A 13,626-nucleotide genomic window follows, 5' to 3' on the forward strand; every position below is an offset into this window, starting at 1 on the left:
CCCCAGCGCTGAATGTCAGCAACGCCAATATCGATGAAATGCTCCTGCGCCTGGCGCGCGCCTTCTCCCGAGTACGCACCGCGCAATTGCAGTGCCGCAAAGGGATTGCCGTCTGATCAGACGCGCCCTGCACACATTCCAGAACCGTCTCGCGGTAATACGCACGCCCCACGCCCGATACTTTTGGCGTGGGGCGTTTTTTTGTCTGCGAAACTCAACGAAGGGGCGGAGCTTGGGAATAGAGGGACTGAACCCTGACAAACGGCACAGGTCGATTAGCTGTAGGGCTCGAACGAGTCCACCCCAATCAGGAGCTGTCCCATGGACTTTATTCGCATCATCATCGCCATCCTGTTGCCGCCACTGGGTGTGTTTCTGCAAGTAGGATTCGGCGGGGCGTTCTGGCTGAATATTCTGCTGACGTTGTGCGGTTACATTCCGGGGATCGTGCATGCGGTGTACATCATCGCCAAGCGCTGAATTTTTGCGGCGTTAGATAGATCGCTTTCGCTGGCAAGCCAGCTCCTACGGGAGATCACGGTTCTGTAGGAGCTGGTTTGCCAGCGATTGGAATACCGCCGATTTCAGCTGGCGTGCTCCATCACCCGCCGATAAAACAACCACTCCTGCTCCAGCGCATGGGCCTGGTTACCGGCCTTGCGAAAACCGTGGCGTTCGTCTGCATAGTAATGCGCTTCGACCAGGATGCCGTTGTCCTGCAGCGCCGCGACCATGTCGCGGGTCTGCTGCGGGACGACCACGGCATCCAGTTCTCCTTGAAAGAAGATCACTGGCACGCGGATGTTGCCGGTATGCAGCAGCGGCGTGCGGGCCGCGTAGCGTTCGGCATCCCGCAGAGGATCGCCGATCAACCAATCCAGATAATCACTTTCGAATTTGTGGGTCGTGCGCCCCAGCGCCACCGGATCGCTGACCCCATACAGACTGGCGCCGGCGCGGAACACGTTGTGAAATGCCAAGGCGCAAAGGGTGGTGTAACCGCCAGCACTGCCGCCGCGGATGAACGCTTTGTCGCCATCGATCAAGCCACGTTCGGCGAGATGGCTGACCACCGCGCAAGCGTCTTCGACATCCACATCACCCCAGCTCAAATGCAGCGCCTGACGATAGTCCCTGCCATAACCGCTGCTGCCGCGATAGTTGAGGTCGGCCACAGCGAAGCCCCGCTGTGCCCAATACTGGATACGCGGATCGAACATCGGGTAACACGCCGAAGTCGGGCCACCATGGACGAACACCACCAATGGCGGTTTCGCCGCGCCGGTCATCGCCGGGTAGAAGAAGCCGTGTGCTTCGCCTGAGCCACTTGGGTAGCGCAAGGTTTGCGGGCGGCTGATCTGTTCGGGAGCAAGCGGTGCGATGCCGCCGGCCAGCACTTGCACTTGCCGGCTCTGGCGGTCGATGGCGATGACGGCGGTTGAACTGACGGGCGACGCCGCGATGCAATAGATGAACTGCTTATCCACGGCGAGATGGCGGAAGCGGCTGTAGTCGCCGGTGAAGTCGGCGCTGGAATCGCCGCCTATGCCCAATCGGCCAAACCCGCCTTCGGTCCAACTGGCCAGATAGCTGTCGTTGCCCAGCGGCAACCAGGTGCTGCCACCGAGTTGCCAGGGCGCGGGGCCATGGTCGGCGGCGGCGCTTGGCAATGGGCTCAGGCCTTTTTCAGATTCCATCCATGGCTGCCAGAAACCGGCGCGATCGGTCAGGCAATACAAGCGACCGTTGGCATCAAACCGCGGTTGTTGCACAGACTCTTGCGCGCCTTCGCCCGCCACACAACGAGCTTCGGCAAGCCCGCCAGTGGCGAGGCGTTCGGCAACCATCAAGCGGGTCGTTGTCCATGGCTGATCCGGACGACTCCATTCGATCCAGGCCAGGCGCCGGGCATCAGGGCTCAGCGTCGGTGCCGCGTAGAAGTCAGCACCCTCGGCCAGCAGGTGACGTGCGCCATCGAACAGATCGATCGCCACCAGTCGGTGTTGATCGCGAAGTTCCTCGACCGCCAGCACCTGCCCGTTGGCGAACTGTAAATCACCATAACGGCACGCACTGGACGTCAGCCTTTCGGGCGCTTCGCCTTGCAGTGATTGCCGATACAGTTGCTGGTCTGCCTCGTTGACGAAAACGATACCGTCGTCCGTCAGGCAAAACGCGCCGCCGCCATATTCGTACACCCGACTGCGCACGCTGAACCCCAGTGGCGTCAGGCATTTCGCTGCACCGTCACGCCAATGCCAGATCCGGCACGCCGCGTCTTCGGGTCGGTACTCGTTCCAGAACAGGCCCTGTCGACCGACCTGCAGTTCGGCAAAGTCGATACCGGCGGCCACGGCTTTGGCAGCGCTGAAAGGTTCAGCTTTTGGCGATGAGGCGTGAGTTTCGTTCATTGCGAAAGGCCAGTTGGTCGATGGTCTGGGTAGCGTGCCCGGCTTCTTCGCGAGCCTTGAGGATCACGCCGTGTTGTGGCGACTTGCTGCACACCGGGTCGGCGTTGCTGGCATCACCGGTGAGCATGAACGCCTGGCAGCGGCAGCCGCCGAAGTCTTTTTCTTTCTCGTCACAGGAGCGGCACGGCTCGGGCATCCAGTCATAACCGCGAAAGCGGTTGAAGCCGAACGAGTCGTACCAGATGTGTTGCATGCTGTGGTCGCGCACGTTGGGAAACTGCACCGGCATCTGTCGGGCACCGTGGCAGGGCAAGGCGGTTCCGTCTGGGGTGACCGTCAGAAAAATACTGCCCCAGCCATTCATGCAGGCTTTTGGGCGTTCTTCGTAATAGTCCGGGGTGACGAAAATCAACTTGCACGGATGCCCTTCGGCTTCGAGTTTGGCGCGGTATTCGTTGGTAATGCGTTCGGCGCGCACCAGTTGTTCTTTGGTCGGCAATAGCCCAACGCGATTGAGTTGCGCCCAGCCGTAGAACTGGCAAGTGGCGAGCTCGACAAAGTCCGCTTCCAGAGCGATGCACAGCTCGATGATGCGGTCGATCTGGTCGATGTTGTGCCGATGGGTCACGAAATTCAGCACCATCGGATAACCGTGGGCCTTCACTGCCCGGGCCATTTCCAGTTTCTGCGCAAAGGCCTTTTTCGACCCGGCCAGCAGATTGTTCACCTGTTCGTCGCTGGCCTGGAAGCTGATCTGGATGTGATCGAGACCGGCCTTCTTGAAGTCGCTGATTTTTTGCTCGGTCAGGCCGATGCCGGAGGTGATCAGGTTGGTGTAGAAACCCAGTTTGCGGGCTTCACCAATCAACTCGGCAAGGTCCTGGCGCACCAGCGGCTCGCCACCGGAAAAGCCCAGTTGCGCGGCACCCATTTCCCGCGCTTCGCGGAACACCTTGATCCACTGTTCGGTGCTCAGCTCCTTGCCTTGTTCGGCGAAATCCAGCGGATTGGAGCAGTACGGGCATTGCAGCGGGCAGCGGTACGTCAGCTCGGCCAGCAGCCACAGCGGCAAGCCGATTTCAGGTTTGGGCGGCACTTGCACCGATGAATCAGGCAAGTTCGATCCAGTGTTGCGCACGGGCAACCTCCATGAATTGCTCGATGTCGTCACCAAGCTCGGGCACGCCGGGGAACTGTTGGTCGAGCTCGGCGATGATGGCTGCCACGTCTCGCTCACCATCAATCAAACCACCGATCAGCGCGGCACTTTCGTTGAGCTTGATCATGCCTTCCGGGTACAGCAGTACGTGGCCTTTTTGTGCCGGTTCGTACTGGAAACGGTAGCCGGGACGCCAGGTCGGGGTCTTGCTGCGATCGAAACTCATAAGGTGATTCCTTTGTGCCAGACCCGTTCTCCGGTCACGCTGTGATACGGCGGGCGTTTCAGTTCGTAGGCCATGCTCATGGCATCGAGCATGCTCCAAAGAATGTCCAGTTTGAACTGGAGAATTTCCAGCATGCGCTCCTGGCCTTCACGAGTAGTGTAGTGCTGCAACGTGATCGCCAGACCATGCTCGACATCACGCCGTGCCTGACCCAGGCGCGTGCGGAAATACTCGTAGCCGGCCGGGTCGATCCATGGGTAATGCTGGGGCCAACTGTCCAGGCGCGATTGGTGGATCTGCGGGGCGAACAGTTCGGTCAGCGAGCTGCTCGCGGCTTCCTGCCAACTGGCGCGGCGGGCGAAATTGACATAGGCGTCCACGGCGAAGCGTACGCCGGGCAGCACCAGCTCCTGGGAACGCAGTTGGTCGGGGTCGAGGCCCACGGCCTGGCCCAGGCGCAGCCAGGCTTCGATGCCGCCGTCTTCACCGGGCGCACCGTCGTGGTCGAGCAGGCGCTGAATCCACTCGCGGCGGATCTCGCGGTCAGGGCAGTTGGCGAGGATAGCCGCGTCCTTCAGGGGGATGTTCACCTGATAGTAGAAACGGTTGGCGACCCAGCCCTGGATTTGTTCGCGGGTGGCCCGACCTTCATACATCGCCACGTGATAGGGGTGATGGATGTGGTAATAGGCGCCCTTGGCGCGCAGGGCCGCTTCGAATTCGGCGGGGGACATTGGGGTGTCGGTCATTGCGGTTCTCCGGGGAACAACCGTAGAGGTGTAGTGCTTGTGCCGGCCTCATCGCGAGCAAGCTCGCTCCCACAGGGGAATGCGGTCAACTGTGGGAGCGAGCTTGCTCGCGATAGACCGCGCAGCGGTCTCGACTACTTACAAAACAATACTCATGCCGTCATACGCCACTTCCACCTGGCGCCGATCCAGCTCCGTGCGCTCCGGCGAGTCCTCATCAAGAATCGGGTTGGTGTTGTTGATGTGGATAAGCACCTTGCGCTGCTCGGGCAGTTGTTCCAGCACTTCGAGCATGCCGCCAGGGCCGTTCTGCGCCAGGTGGCCCATCTCGCGACCGGTGCGGGTGCCTACGCCACGCCGCTGCATTTCATCGTCATCCCACAGCGTGCCGTCGACCAGCAGGCAATCGCTGCCAGCCATGATTTCCAGAAGCTCTGCATCCACCTTGCCCAGGCCCGGCGCATAGAACAGCTTGCCGCCGGTGCCGAGGTCTTCGACGATCAGGCCAATGTTGTCGCCCGGATGCGGGTCGAAGCGGTGCGGCGAGTACGGCGGCGCGGCACTGCGCAAAGGCAGCGGGGTGAAGCGCAGGTTCGGGCAGGCGGGAATGGTGAAGCTTTGATCGAGTTCGATACGGTTCCAGTTCAGCCCGCCGTTCCAGTGAGTCAGCATGTTGAACAGTGGGAAACCAGTGCTCAGGTCCTCGTGGACCATGTCGGTACACCAGACCTGATGCGGGCATCCCTCGCGCAGCATGAGCAGGCCGGTGGTGTGGTCGATCTGGCTGTCCATCAGGATGATCGCGCCGATCCCGGTATCGCGCAGGGCGCGGCCCGGCTGCATCGGGGCGAAGCTCTGGAGTTGGGCGCGAATGTCCGGGGAGGTGTTGCACAGCACCCAGTTCACGCCGTCATCGGAAATCGCGATGGACGATTGCGTCCGCGCCTTGGCCCGCAGGCTGCCGTCACGAAAGCCTGCGCAGTTCACACAGTTGCAGTTCCACTGGGGGAAGCCGCCGCCGGCAGCGGAACCTAGAATCTGGACAAACATGGACGCTCCATCATTTCAACGCTGAAAATAAAACGCCTCGGGATAACCGAGGCGTTAGCTGCAGTCCGCCAAGGCAGATTAGCGGCTGGCGAAGTACATGGTGACTTCAAAGCCGATACGCAGGTCGGTGTAGGCAGGTTTGGTCCAGGCCATAGATTGAACTCCTTCAAGTGGGGTGGGACAGCGCTATCTATAGGTATAGTCCACCTCAAATCAGAGATGTTCCAGATAGTTAGGTGGCAATGTTACTCAAAATTTCAAAGGGATTGTCCGTGAAACTTTGAGAAAGCTCCTTACAGCCCCGGTAATGATCATTTTGTCGCTCGCCAGGGAGTGCCGGGTGCAGGGCTGTTGGCCAGGCTCAGCCAGCCGCCCTCGGCCTGATTCAATCGCTGTGCGGCGGCCAGCAGTTCGGCGCGGTCGATCAGCAGGATTGCCTCGGGTAATTGCGTCAGATAATCCGACGAGCGGCCGCCCAACTTGCCCTGCCAAAGCAATTCGGCCGCTTGGCTCGTGGTGAGCGCGGCGCTGGAAAATTGATCCGCCAGAGCCTGGCGTTGAGCATTGAAGGTGGTGTCGTCGAGCGCGTGGATCAGCTCCGGCAATCGATTCAGGAATTGCTCGATGTGTTGCAGCAACGCCGTTGGTGCAGCGCTTGGCGATTGCACGCCGAACAGCAGCCCGGTTTGGCCGTGAATCTGCCGCAGGGCGCTGAACACCGCATAGCCGAGTTGCAGCTCCACCCGCAGGCGCTGGTAGAACGGCGTCTGTGAGAGGTGAGCGAGCAAACGCCACGCGGCTTCGTCGGCCATTTCCTGGGTGGCTGTCGGACAGAACAGCAGCAACGCGTGCTCGCTGGAGGCGGTATCGACAGTGCTCCACAGATGCTGTGCGAGGATCGAAGAGGGCTGCGTCAGTTGATTGTCCGGCGTGCCGGGTATGCGGCTCAAGGCCAGGCCCATGGCCGCTTGAGTCTGAGCCGATAACCCGATGGCCAACCCATCCCATCGCGCACTCGACCAGAGTTGCTGCAGGTCATCCGAGCTCGCGCTGTGCTCGAGGCAGTGATCGGGCAATGTTTTGAGCAGTTGTCGAATCGGTATCAACGCAACACTGGTCGATTCGGCTTGTGAGACAGCGGCATCAGGTTTTGTCAGTTCTTTCAGCGCATGCTCCAGGACGCCGGGCATCGGCTCCTGAAGCCCGCTCAGTTTCAGCAGCCATTCGTTGCCCGACGCACTGAAGGAAACATCTACGCCGGCCTGACGCGCGTCTTCGCGCAATGGTTGCAGGTGGTTTTCCAGCTGTGATTGAAGGTGGCTGCCGGGAGTCGAACCTAGGCGCCAGCGCAGATAAATCGCACCTTCAGCACCGTTGTCCGGCCATGCCTGGCTGAATTGCATCGGCGAACGTTCACGACGGCTGCGCGAGCGATCCTGGGCAAAAGTGCGCAGGCCACGGTGGGCGCTGGTCTGGCCGCGAATCAATCCGGCGTTGGCTGGCGGTGCTTCGCAGGGCAAGAACGGGTTGGGTGCTGGCAATTGCCAGCGGCCGCTGAAGTTATCCACAGCGCCGATTTGTTTGAGGACTTGCTTGAGGGCTGTAACGCCTTGGTCAGATAACCCGACTTCGCGTTGTTCGCTGTCCAGTCGGGCCAGTTGCAAGGCGCTGCTGACTTGCTGTTGGCGCTGGAGCAGGGTTGCGTATTCTTCGCGCAATCGGCTCCAGTCTTGCCTGGCGAAGAAGCCCAGCCAATCCATCAGCCGCTCGCGAATCCCGGTTGCCAAAGAGTTGGCGGGCAATGTGAACGCCAAGTGCAGCAAGGCTTGCCCGGCGAATTGATACAGCGACTCGGCCTTCAGTTTTTCGGCCAATCCACGCACACGCAAATCCGCCAGCAAACCGCCCGGTTTCTCGGCATTCAGCCAGTGACACAGAAAACCCAGTGCTTCGGCGGCGGAGTCGGGTAGCGCTTCGAGGGCAAACAGCAAATCCAGTCGGCGCTCGCCAGCCTGTTGATAACTGGCGTTTGAGGTCGCCATCAGCGGTGCCGGGGATTGTTGCGTGGCCTTTTCACCGCCGGCAATGACGCTGGCAAATGTTTCGGCCAAACCTCTTAGTTCATCGAGGCTCTGTGGCCCGGCCAGGCTCAAGGTCATCTGCCCGGTCTGGTAAAACCGCTGATAAAAATCCTGCAATACCTGCTGAAATTCGGGTTGCGACACCGGGAGGCTGTCGCGATTGCCAGCATGGAAACCTCGAAGCGGATGAGCCTCAGAAAGCCCATCGAACAATGCCCGCTGTTGTTGCGCCACCGGATCCTGCGACCAGGCGATAAATTCCGCCTGCAGCACTTCCCGTTCCCGCTGTTGATCGTCCGGGTTCATGCGTGGATGGGCGAGCATGTCTGACAGACGCTCAAGCCCACCGGTAAACGCTTGGGGTGGCAGTTCAAAAAAGTAGTCCGTGGTGCGTTCGCTGGTCCGCGCATTCACTTGCCCGCCATGCCCCTGGACGTAGGCCATCAGCCCTTGGCCCGCAGGAAATCGCTCAGTCCCCAGAAACAACAAATGCTCAAGAAAATGCGCCAGACCGGGCCAGGCCAGCGGCACATCATGGCTGCCGGCAGCCACGCGCAACGCCGCCGCGCAACGCTTCAGGTTCGGGGCATGACGCAGCGTCACCCGCAGGCCGTTGGCCAGGGTTTCCGTAGGGGGGCGAGGTTGATTCAGCGCGGGCATGGGCACTTCCAGAACAGTGAAGTGCCAATGCTAGCGGATTACAGTGGACTAGCGCTTGTTCAGGTTGCCGTAAAGCTCAGGGCGGCGATCGAGGAAATAGCGATTGGCGGCGCGGGAGTCGAGCATCAACTGGCGATCCAGCTCGCCGACGATCAGCGCCTCATCCAGACCCGCCTGGGCGATACGGCTGCCATCCGGTGCGGCGATGCTGCTCTGGCCGCAATAATGAATGTCGCCTTCGCTGCCGCAGTAGTTGGCGTAGGCCACGTAGCACTGGTTCTCAAAGGCCCGGGCGCGGACGGTGACGTCAGCGATGAAGTCGTAGGGAATCATGTTGGCGGTCGGCACCAGGATCAGCTCGGCACCGGCCAGGGCCAGGCGTCGGGCATTTTCCGGAAATTCCAGGTCGTAGCAGATCAGGAAACCGAGCTTCCAGCCGTTGAGCTCAACGATGGGAAACTCGTCTGAGCCGGCGCTGAACATCGAGTGATCGAGGTCGCCGAACAAGTGAGTTTTGCGGTAGTTGCAGACGCGCTCGCCATTGGCATCGATCAACTGCACGGCGTTGTAGATCTGCCCGTCGGCGGTGCGCTCCGGGTAGCCATACAGGATGGCGATCCCGGCTGCCTTGGCAATGCGCGCGATCTGCTGCGCCGACTCACCGTTGTACACCTCCGCCAACACGCTGACGGCATCGACGCCGATGTTGTAGCCGGTCAGGAACATCTCCGGCAGCACCAGCAGGTCGGCGCCTTTTGCCTCCAGCGCAAGCTGCTGCAAGCGTTGCAGGTTGCCGGCGACATCCAGAGGCAGCGGTGGACATTGGTAAAGGGCTACGCGCATTTCGGATTCCTCTTACTCGGGCAGGGCGATCGGTCCGATCTCGTTGAACACATCTCCTGGACCCGGATTCTCGGCRTGAGTTGCACCGCCGAAGTGTTTCATGATGCCCCACACCGCATTGAGCGACGTCTGCACCGCGCCTTCGACCCAGGCCGGCGTCCACGAAACATCGTCGCCGGCGATGAAAATCCCGCGTTGTTCGGCTGGCATGTCGTCCTGCATGAAGTGTGCGTACATACGCTGGTTGTAGCGGTAATGGCCGGGCAGGGCGCCTTTGAATGCACCGAGGAAATGTGGGTCGGCTTCCCAGGACACGGTGATCGGATCGCCGATGATCCGCGCGGCGATGTCGACTTTCGGGTAGATCTTCTTCAACGCATCCAGCGCCAGCTTCACGCGTTTTTCCACCGGCTGCGGCAGCATCTTCAGGGCGTCGCTCATCCACGAGTACGACAGGCAAATCACTCCCGGTTTGTCGTCGCCGTTGTCGAACAAATAAGTGCCGCGGGTCAAACGATCGGTGAGGGTCATGCTCATCAGGTCGCGGCCGGTTTCCGGATCTTTGTCTTTCCAGAACGGGCGGTCGACCATCACGAAAGTCTTCGACGACTGCATGTAGCGGGTGCGGTCCAGGGCCATCCACATTTTTTGCGAGAACAGGGTTTCGTCGCATTCGATCTGGGTGGTCAGCAGCCAGCTCTGGCAAGTGGTTAGCACTGCGGCGTATTCGCGTGTGTCGCCCCAGTTGTCGGTGACGGCGAAACGGCCGCCCGGTGCGTGGGCAATTTTCTTCACACCGGTACGTGGTGCGCCGTTGTGCAGGGAACTGAGGCTGGTGCCGGCCGGCCAATGCGCGCAACGTTCCGGCACATGGCGCCAGATGCCCTGTGGCACCTGTTCCACACCGCCGACCACCAGATGCTGATGGTCGTCGCAGTTGGTCATCACCACGCGGAAAATTTCCAGCATCGAGTTGGGGAAGTCCGAGTCCCAGCCGCCGGTACCGAAACCGACCTGGCCGAACACTTCGCGGTGATGGAACGAGAGCTTGGCGAAGGCCTTGGAGGTGGCGACGAAATCGTAGAAGGTGCGGTCGTCCCACAGCGGCACCAGGGTGTTCCACAGCTCTTTCAGGCGTGGAACATCACGATCACGAATGGCTTGCTGGATATCGGAGAACTGCGAACCGGCTTCCAGGGCATCGGCCCAGGCGTCAGCCACTTCCTGGAACAGCGCAGGAAGGTCCGACAGCTTCTGTGCGTAATGGGTCTGACCTTCGAGGTCGATCACCGTGCTGCCCGACGCGGGCGTCAGCGGGTTAGGGAAAGGTTTGGTTTCCAGACCCAGTTTGTCGACGTAGTGATAAAACGCGGTGGACGACACCGGGAAGCGCATCCCGCCCAGTTCGGCAACGATGCCTTCGGCGCCATTGAACGCCTGGGAACGCAGGCGGCCGCCCATTTTCGAAGCTTCGTAGACGACCGGTTTCAGGCCCAGCTTCATCAGCTCATACGCCGCTACCAGGCCGGCGATCCCGCCGCCGACAATCGCCACTTCGGCACCGTGACTATGCTCAGGAATGCTGCCCAGCCCGGCCGGGTGTTCGATCCAGTCGTCGAAGGCGAAAGGAAAATCCGGGCCGAAAATGGTGACTGGTTTCTTACCGTCTGCAGGATGGCGATTGTTCTTGTTCATGGCTGACCTTGCTGGCGACCCGACGCGGAATGCGCATCTGAGTATAGGAAAAGATGCCAGCCATTCTAGAGAGCACAGAACACGTTAATAAGACGCAAAGTGTCGTCATTTTGCCATTTTATTGGTCGATATGACTAACTTGATATACACACTGACCACTGTAGGAGCGAGCCTGCTCGCGATGACGTCAGTTCAGACACCCATTAAACCTGAATTGGAATCTCAAACCGGCTGCCCCCGATCAATCTTGCTGCTCAAGATGATCGAGGTCGTGGTCTTCTCCACCCCGTCCACGCTGCCAATCTGATCCAGCAATTGATCCAGTTGCTCCGGTGAATCGGTGCGCAACCACGCCACATAATCAAATTCACCACTCACCGCACACAACTGCTGCACCTGCGCCATCGCGCTCAGGCGTCGCAACACCTCCTTGCCGGAACGCGGTTGCACAGTGATCCCGACATACGCCTGCAACCCGCCATCCACCACCCGCTGACCGAGGCGCACACCGTAGCCGGTGATCACTTTGGCCTTTTCCAGCCGCGCCAGGCGCGAAGTGACCGTGGTACGGGCGATGCCCAGTTGCCGGGCAAGCATGGCCACGCTCTCGCGGGCGTTGATCTGTAGGGCGGCAATCAATTGGCGGTCGATTTCATCGAGAACAGGGGGGCGAGTGTCGGGCAACGGCGTGGCTCCAGAGGCGTGAATCAATGGTCCAGCATGTTACAGGCTCGTTCGACGCGACGCTTGTGGCCGAAAGAGAGTGGGCAAACGACTAAGATTGATGCAGTCGAGGGCGAGAGGCCAAGGACATGACAACAAAGCTACCTGCTGCTGTACGGGACCGTGCATTGCAGATCGCCCATCACGAAATGGGGCACTACGTGGTGGCCCGCGCCCTGGGATTTGAAACGGGCGGCGTGACGCTGACAGTGACCAAGGATTTGCGGCACCAGGGAGGGGCCTCGATTACGTTGGTGCGCCCAATTTCGTCGATGGAAGCCATGAAGGAACATCTGGAAGCCCGGATGATGGTGCTCCTGGCTGGCGCAATGGCGCAGACCCTGCCATCAAAACCTTCAGCCGCAAAACGCGTCGATAAGCCCAAAGCCGCCGCCATCCTCAAAGGCGAGCAGGGGGCGGAACAGGATTACGCAAAAATCAGGGAGCTTCAGCATCTGCTGCGCAACATCGCCTGTCCCGATACCGATCCAGCGTCGTCTGAACGCATAACGGCGCAGCTCAAAGCGATGACTGATCGGGTGTGGGATCGGACGCAAAAAATCATAGAGGATCAGGCCGAGACGATTGCCGAATTGGCGGGGGCGCTGGTGGACGGCATGGTCATCGTGGAGCAGTGGGGGCGGGCGGCGGATATGTATGAGGTCGTGTTGACGGGGCAGATGCTGGAGCGGCTGCGGGCAGTCCAGGCTATCCCTTCGCTGCGTGTTTGAACTGACAGTTGCAGTGATGTCGTTCAGCACTGGAAATAACGAAAGCCCGAAGAGGCTGGCTCTATCAGTCCCCAAAAGGGAATTCTCGGTCCCTTTTTGGGAATTTTCCGGTCCTGTGAACAGTGTTCTATTGATCTGCATCCGTTCTCGATTGAACAGGCCTTCGCGTCAGCACCTTCACCACATCATCAATCACCGCTTTGCTCATCGTCGTTAGATAGTGCGCGGCCCTGGCGTGGCGGTCGGAGTCTTGGGCGTAGGCGGCGTCCACGGTGAGGGACTTGGCGAGGAACAGCAGGTCAGAGGCTTGGGCCAGAGCGTCGGCGATGGGGACGTTGCGGCAGACGTGGAACAGGGGTTGGTCCGAGAGATAGAGGAAGGGGGTGAAGCCGACGGTTTTCAGTTGTGAAGGATCGGACGAAATGGGTTTGCTCATGATGTAACTCCTTAATCCAAGGAGCGGCCACGTTCGTTTCCAAGCGAATGGGTGGCAGCTGTACGCAGGTTGGAAAACCGGGGATCAAGGAAACCGGCACGCCCGAAAGCGTCCCACGCACAGCTGCCATAACACAGTTTCGCAGTCGTAAAAAACGACTGGAGTAGTGGTAGATACTGCTGCGCTTTGATCCGACGGGTTTCCAAGCCCGATCGCTGAATGGTCAGCGACGTCCAGAGACTATCCCGTCGAAGAAAAGCGCAACAAGGCATCAAAGTGCCCAAAAGCAAGATTCGGAGTTTGCCTACAAGGTCTGCGGGCGTCATCCGATAAAGCGAGACCATAAGTAAACAAAACTAAACGTCAGACACGAAAAAGCCGCGCATTGCGCGGCTTTCTTGTTTGGTGGGCCCACACGGACTTGAACCGTGGACCAAAGGATTATGAGTCCTCTGCTCTAACCAACTGAGCTATAGGCCCTCAGTAGGCCGCGGATTATAACGACGGTTTCGCGGCTGTGCCATCTGAAAAAGCCATTACGTTTGTACGAAGAAATGTCGCGGCAAATTCGTCGGGGGGCAGGGGCAGGCTGACGATGTAGCCCTGGATTTGTTCACAGCCCTCGGCAGCGAGGAATTGCTGTTGCGCCAGTGTCTCGACCCCTTCGGCAATCACGGTGAATGGCATGCTGCGTCCGAGCGCGATGATGGCGCGTACGATCGCCGCATCGTGGGGATCGTCCGGCAGGCCGCGGACGAAGGACTGGTCGATCTTGAGGATGTCCAGTGGCAGGCGCTTGAGGTAGCTCAGGGACGAGTAACCGGTACCGAAGTCATCGATGGCCAGTTGCACGCCCAGTTTT

General features: G+C 60.0%; 14 protein-coding genes and 1 tRNA gene. 2 read left to right on the top strand and 13 right to left on the bottom strand.

Annotated elements, in window-relative coordinates:
• The first annotated feature begins 321 nt into the window (after positions 1-321).
• Complete coding sequence (locus AC1DVH_RS18855; RefSeq protein WP_003228885.1) at positions 322-480, top strand: YqaE/Pmp3 family membrane protein; 159 nt, start codon at positions 322-324, stop codon at positions 478-480.
• A 104-nt stretch (positions 481-584) separates the two neighbouring features.
• Here AC1DVH_RS18855 and AC1DVH_RS18860 read toward each other — a convergent pair whose 3' ends face one another.
• The 10 genes from AC1DVH_RS18860 to AC1DVH_RS18905 all read right to left on the bottom strand — a co-directional run bounded on the left by AC1DVH_RS18860 (position 585) and on the right by AC1DVH_RS18905 (position 11,558).
• A complete protein-coding gene (locus AC1DVH_RS18860; protein WP_477755084.1) occupies positions 585-2,411 on the bottom strand; it encodes a S9 family peptidase in 1,827 nt (608 codons plus the stop codon).
• Complete coding sequence (gene pqqE / locus AC1DVH_RS18865; RefSeq protein ID WP_477755085.1) at positions 2,377-3,549, bottom strand: pyrroloquinoline quinone biosynthesis protein PqqE; 1,173 nt, start codon at positions 3,547-3,549, stop codon at positions 2,377-2,379. The genes AC1DVH_RS18860 and pqqE overlap by 35 nt, the downstream gene beginning before the upstream one ends.
• A complete protein-coding gene (gene pqqD, locus AC1DVH_RS18870; protein ID WP_008051583.1) occupies positions 3,521-3,796 on the bottom strand; it encodes a pyrroloquinoline quinone biosynthesis peptide chaperone PqqD in 276 nt (91 codons plus the stop codon). The genes pqqE and pqqD overlap by 29 nt, the downstream gene beginning before the upstream one ends.
• Positions 3,793-4,545 (bottom strand): pyrroloquinoline-quinone synthase PqqC, encoded by a 753-nt coding sequence (pqqC, locus tag AC1DVH_RS18875; protein WP_007993179.1) that lies wholly within the window; start codon positions 4,543-4,545, stop codon positions 3,793-3,795. Before pqqC ends, pqqD begins: the two co-directional genes overlap by 4 nt.
• A 138-nt stretch (positions 4,546-4,683) precedes the next feature.
• Positions 4,684-5,595 (bottom strand): pyrroloquinoline quinone biosynthesis protein PqqB, encoded by a 912-nt coding sequence (gene pqqB, locus AC1DVH_RS18880; RefSeq protein WP_477755086.1) that lies wholly within the window; start codon positions 5,593-5,595, stop codon positions 4,684-4,686.
• Positions 5,596-5,673: 78 nt separating this feature from the next.
• On the bottom strand, positions 5,674-5,748 hold the full coding sequence (pqqA, locus tag AC1DVH_RS18885; protein WP_003444522.1) for a pyrroloquinoline quinone precursor peptide PqqA: 75 nt from the start codon (positions 5,746-5,748) through the stop codon (positions 5,674-5,676).
• Positions 5,749-5,906: 158 nt separating this feature from the next.
• A complete protein-coding gene (pqqF, locus tag AC1DVH_RS18890) occupies positions 5,907-8,336 on the bottom strand; it encodes a pyrroloquinoline quinone biosynthesis protein PqqF (RefSeq protein ID WP_477755087.1) in 2,430 nt (809 codons plus the stop codon).
• A 48-nt stretch (positions 8,337-8,384) separates the two neighbouring features.
• A complete protein-coding gene (locus tag AC1DVH_RS18895) occupies positions 8,385-9,179 on the bottom strand; it encodes a carbon-nitrogen hydrolase family protein (protein WP_477755088.1) in 795 nt (264 codons plus the stop codon).
• Positions 9,180-9,191: 12 nt separating this feature from the next.
• Positions 9,192-10,874, bottom strand: coding sequence for a flavin monoamine oxidase family protein (locus AC1DVH_RS18900; protein WP_477755089.1), 1,683 nt, complete (start codon positions 10,872-10,874; stop codon positions 9,192-9,194).
• 222 nt (positions 10,875-11,096) lie between these two features.
• A complete protein-coding gene (locus tag AC1DVH_RS18905) occupies positions 11,097-11,558 on the bottom strand; it encodes an Lrp/AsnC family transcriptional regulator (protein WP_007980298.1) in 462 nt (153 codons plus the stop codon).
• A 128-nt stretch (positions 11,559-11,686) separates the two neighbouring features.
• Between AC1DVH_RS18905 and AC1DVH_RS18910 the strand changes: the two genes are divergently transcribed.
• Positions 11,687-12,328, top strand: coding sequence for a zinc metalloprotease (locus AC1DVH_RS18910; protein WP_477755090.1), 642 nt, complete (start codon positions 11,687-11,689; stop codon positions 12,326-12,328).
• A gap of 127 nt (positions 12,329-12,455) precedes the next feature.
• Here the strand turns inward: AC1DVH_RS18910 and AC1DVH_RS18915 are convergent, their stop codons facing one another.
• The 3 genes from AC1DVH_RS18915 to AC1DVH_RS18925 form a co-directional block, all read right to left on the bottom strand.
• Positions 12,456-12,764, bottom strand: coding sequence for a DUF3077 domain-containing protein (locus AC1DVH_RS18915; protein ID WP_477755091.1), 309 nt, complete (start codon positions 12,762-12,764; stop codon positions 12,456-12,458).
• 403 nt (positions 12,765-13,167) lie between these two features.
• Positions 13,168-13,244, bottom strand: a tRNA-Ile gene (locus AC1DVH_RS18920).
• A 15-nt stretch (positions 13,245-13,259) separates the two neighbouring features.
• Positions 13,260-13,626: EAL domain-containing protein (locus AC1DVH_RS18925; protein ID WP_477755092.1), on the bottom strand; the 367-nt coding region annotated here is incomplete at its 5' end.

The organism is Pseudomonas sp. P4_C3 (genome assembly GCF_056402075.1).

Coding starts and splice junctions, on each gene's coding strand:
- AC1DVH_RS18855 (WP_003228885.1), top strand. CDS start 322: ATGGACTTTATTCGCATCATCATCGCCATCCTGTTGCCGCCACTGGGT.
- AC1DVH_RS18860 (WP_477755084.1), bottom strand. CDS start 2,411: ATGAACGAAACTCACGCCTCATCGCCAAAAGCTGAACCTTTCAGCGCT.
- pqqD (WP_008051583.1), bottom strand. CDS start 3,796: ATGAGTTTCGATCGCAGCAAGACCCCGACCTGGCGTCCCGGCTACCGT.
- pqqC (WP_007993179.1), bottom strand. CDS start 4,545: ATGACCGACACCCCAATGTCCCCCGCCGAATTCGAAGCGGCCCTGCGC.
- pqqB (WP_477755086.1), bottom strand. CDS start 5,595: ATGTTTGTCCAGATTCTAGGTTCCGCTGCCGGCGGCGGCTTCCCCCAG.
- pqqF (WP_477755087.1), bottom strand. CDS start 8,336: ATGCCCGCGCTGAATCAACCTCGCCCCCCTACGGAAACCCTGGCCAAC.
- AC1DVH_RS18895 (WP_477755088.1), bottom strand. CDS start 9,179: ATGCGCGTAGCCCTTTACCAATGTCCACCGCTGCCTCTGGATGTCGCC.
- AC1DVH_RS18910 (WP_477755090.1), top strand. CDS start 11,687: ATGACAACAAAGCTACCTGCTGCTGTACGGGACCGTGCATTGCAGATC.
- AC1DVH_RS18915 (WP_477755091.1), bottom strand. CDS start 12,764: ATGAGCAAACCCATTTCGTCCGATCCTTCACAACTGAAAACCGTCGGC.